Annotated in this window: 3 protein-coding genes and 3 tRNA genes; all 6 read right to left on the reverse strand. The window is 36.5% G+C overall.

Annotated features, from left to right (window positions below):
• Positions 1-24: 24 nt before the first annotated feature.
• The gene (locus tag ARSQ2_RS02815; protein ID WP_255487237.1) at positions 25-285 is read right to left on the reverse strand and encodes a transposase; all 261 of its coding nucleotides are present in this window, start codon (positions 283-285) and stop codon (positions 25-27) included.
• Positions 286-801, reverse strand: a complete 516-nt coding sequence (gene luxS / locus ARSQ2_RS02820) for an S-ribosylhomocysteine lyase (protein ID WP_181994290.1) — start codon at positions 799-801, stop codon at positions 286-288. It abuts the gene before it with no gap.
• 155 nt (positions 802-956) lie between these two features.
• Positions 957-2,516: a glutamate--cysteine ligase gene (gene gshA, locus ARSQ2_RS02825; RefSeq protein ID WP_181994291.1), complete on the reverse strand. Its 1,560-nt coding sequence runs from the start codon at positions 2,514-2,516 to the stop codon at positions 957-959.
• 205 nt (positions 2,517-2,721) lie between these two features.
• Positions 2,722-2,796 (reverse strand) — tRNA-Arg (locus ARSQ2_RS02830).
• Between the two features lie 72 nt (positions 2,797-2,868).
• A tRNA-Arg gene (locus ARSQ2_RS02835) sits at positions 2,869-2,945 on the reverse strand.
• A 10-nt stretch (positions 2,946-2,955) separates the two neighbouring features.
• Positions 2,956-3,048 (reverse strand) — tRNA-Ser (locus tag ARSQ2_RS02840).
• Between the last annotated feature and the right edge of the window lie 457 nt (positions 3,049-3,505).

A 3,505-nucleotide genomic window follows, 5' to 3' on the forward strand; every position in this document is an offset into this window, starting at 1 on the left:
TTTTTTATAGGTCAATCCCATTTTTTAAAGAGCTTGCCAAATGGCCTTCTGACAAACGCCAAAACGCTCTGCAGGTTCTTTTTGGTAAGCATCTGGATATTGTTCAACATCTTTTATCAACTCGGATTTATCGATTTTTCGCTGACGCGTAGTCGATGCTTTTGGCTCTATTTGATTAATCCAACGCGATACAGATGCAGCGCCAATTCGAAATTGCTTCGCTGTTTCTCGGATACTCAACCCTTTTTCTTCCATCGTAAATATCACTTTACGTCTAAAATCAATTTAATAGCTCATATAAATAATGTCATCAAAATTAAGTCGCTTACCTATATTTTTATTAACCACAATGCCACTTTCAATCACATTGCGAGCAATTTGCTGAGCTTCAACTAAAGAGTGCATTTCATAAGTACCACACTGATATTTATTTAACTCAGGTATTTGATTCTGAGCCGTCACTTTAAGTACATCTTGCATAGCCATTTTCCAGGCATCAGCAACAGATTGTTCATTAGGCTGGCCGATTAGACTCATATAAAATCCTGTACGACAGCCCATCGGTGAAATATCAATAATCTCTACATCGCTACTATTGAGGTGATCACGCATAAAACCAGCAAATAAATGTTCTAATGTATGAATGCCTTTTTCCGTTAATAGCTCTTTGTTTGGCACACAAAAACGAAGATCAAATACCGTGATCGCATCACCATGCGGAGTCTTCATCGTTTTAGCAATACGTACAGCAGGTGCTTTCATCTGCGTATGATCAACCATAAAACTATCAAGTAATGGCATTACCGTGATCTCCAAAAAATTAATTTTTTACAAAATAAATCGAACTTTCTTTCATATCGCGAGTCGTAATTTACGAAGACGCTAAAATTGTTATCATCCTATTCTCTAAGAAATTTTATTTTGGCCACTTCAAAGTGGCCATCTCTTTATTATTCTTACCCGATATGGGCCTTTAAGTAAAGCTCAAAACTTATTTTATCCGCTTGTTCAATTGCAAACTGTTTGCTAATCGAGGTGTGACGAACATTAGCAAACTCAGTTTCAGTAATCACTTCATAAGGTTCATTGCTTAATTGTTGATGATAGGTCTTAGCCAATTGCAAACCATATTGACTAATACTTTGTTCAATCATCGGGGATAATATTTGGCCAGAATAAGTAAGATCTGGATTTTCAAACATTGCTATCAATTGAGAACAAATTTCACGATATCGTGTATTGCCACTAACATCTAACACATCAGCAACTCTAGTTAAATCATCAAATAATATCTGCGCTACCTCTTTTAAAGGTCTCATTGATTCACCACAACCTACACCGATTATTTGTCCAGGTTTACGACCTTCAAGGATCACTCGATTCCAATTCGTGCGATAACAATTTAATTCTTTTTCATCCATCACGGGGGCATCCGCTAATACACACCAGATTAAAAAGAGATCAAGAAAATGGATCTGCGCTTCATCAATACCAATGGCAGCAAATGGGTTAATATCCAAAGCTCTAACTTCAATATATTCGATTCCTCTGTTTAACAGTGCATCGGATGGCGACTCATCACCAATAAGCACTCGTTTGGGTCGAATCGGCGCATATGACTCATTTTCAATTTGTAAAATATTGGTATTCAGCTGCAAATGTTTACCATCTTTATTGTATATACCTAATTTTGTAAACTCGGGAGAAGGCTGTTTTATTGCTTGCTTAAGCCCAGTAACATAAGTCGTTAGATCATTAAAGGTGATTTTCAGATCACTTTGGGATTTGTTGGTATATCCCAAATCACTCATTCGTAGCGATGTGGCATAAGGGAGATAATAAGTTCCTTTAGCTGTCTTCTCAAAAGGAAGATGCCTGGCATTTTCATGCAAAAAAGAACCACAAATTGCAGGCGAGGCGCCAAATAAATAAGGGATAACCCAACCAAAGCGATAATAATTACGAATGAGTCGAAAATAACCAGCAGAAATTTCATCCTTACCACTTTCGGCATCCTTAACACCAACCAACGCTTGCCAAAATTCAATCGGTAAAGAAAAATTATAATGGATGCCTGCAATTGTTTGCATTAACGCCCCATAACGATTCTTTAATCCTTCCCGATATAAAGTTTTAAAACGACCAATATTAGAAACACCATATTGAGCCAGTTTAATGTTGTCTTGGCTCTCTATAAAACAAGGCATACTTAATGGCCACATCAATTCATGATCAAGATGACGTGCTGTATAACGATGTAAATCTCTTAAAAATGCTAGAACGTGCCCAATATTATTATCAACTGGGGTGATGAATTCCAACAAAGCTTCAGCAAAGTCAGTCGTGATCCATGGATGAGTTAACGCTTTCCCTAAACTATCAGGATGAGCAGACTTAGCCAGTCCGCCTGTTGGTCTAATTCTCAGTGTTTCACGTTCAATACCTCGACAAAGAGCATGTAAAATATTAGGACGTGCCTCTAACCATGATAGCGCTTTTGATACATTCGGGATCAAATTGAACTCCCGTTATCCGTTCGTTATTTTTTCTTTTAGAAAAGTTACTTTAGCGTAAATAATTAAAATTGTCGCCGTCTAGATAATCTAGAGAAAATCACTAAAGGAGAAAATCACTAAAGTAATCGTATATTTTATTATACAAAAACATTTTAATTATAAAACAAAAAGCCGTGTCGTTAATTGACAGGGTTTTATGATGTGCCACATCCCGGAAGGACTCTAACCTCCGACCGCTCGGTTCGTAGCCGAGTACTTTATCCAGCTGAAATATGGATGCAATTTTTGTTTTGCTATTATTAAAGATACGCTACTTAGTTTTAATAAACAATATTCTTTATTCTAAAATTAATGGCGCATCCAGAAGGATTCGAACCTCCGACCGCTCGGTTCGTAGCCGAGTACTCTATCCAGCTGAGCTATGGATGCACTATCAAAGTGGCGGTGAGGGAGGGATTCGAACCCTCGATGCAGCTATTAAGCGCATACTCCCTTAGCAGGGGAGCGCCTTCAGCCTCTCGGCCACCTCACCATCGAATAAGCAACGAGAAAATTTGAAACCACCTCTCTATTGCGTGGCGCTCATATTACTTTCCGAGACTTAGAAGTCAAACAATTTTTCCGATCTTTTTACGTTCTTTAGTTCGTTTGCACATTTCACAATCAAGATGAGTAGTTTAACAACGAAATAAAATAATATCGCATTCTATATTCACCAATAAAAAATCATCAAAACAGGAAGATTAACAGAAAAAAACAGATCAAAAGTAGGTTCTTATCTTTTAATAAAGAAAACCATTCCAGAGTAAAATAGTTAACCTAAATATTTTCTTTTTATAAGTTATGTCAGCTAATAATCTATTGATTTATTTGTAAGTATTTTAAAAAATGCGGTGGTATCTAACAATTAAAATCCGGCATTTGATTCATAATGTAAAAAAATACTAAAAAAAGACATTTTTTACAATCTATCTAACTGGTTTTATAGG

The sequence above is a fragment of the Arsenophonus endosymbiont of Bemisia tabaci Q2 genome, from assembly GCF_902713415.1.
Taxonomy (GTDB): domain Bacteria; phylum Pseudomonadota; class Gammaproteobacteria; order Enterobacterales; family Enterobacteriaceae; genus Arsenophonus.

What these genes read in the sequence shown, in the direction of transcription:
- luxS (WP_181994290.1), bottom strand. Translation starts at nt 801, where the DNA reads ATGCCATTACTTGATAGTTTTATGGTTGATCATACGCAGATGAAAGCA.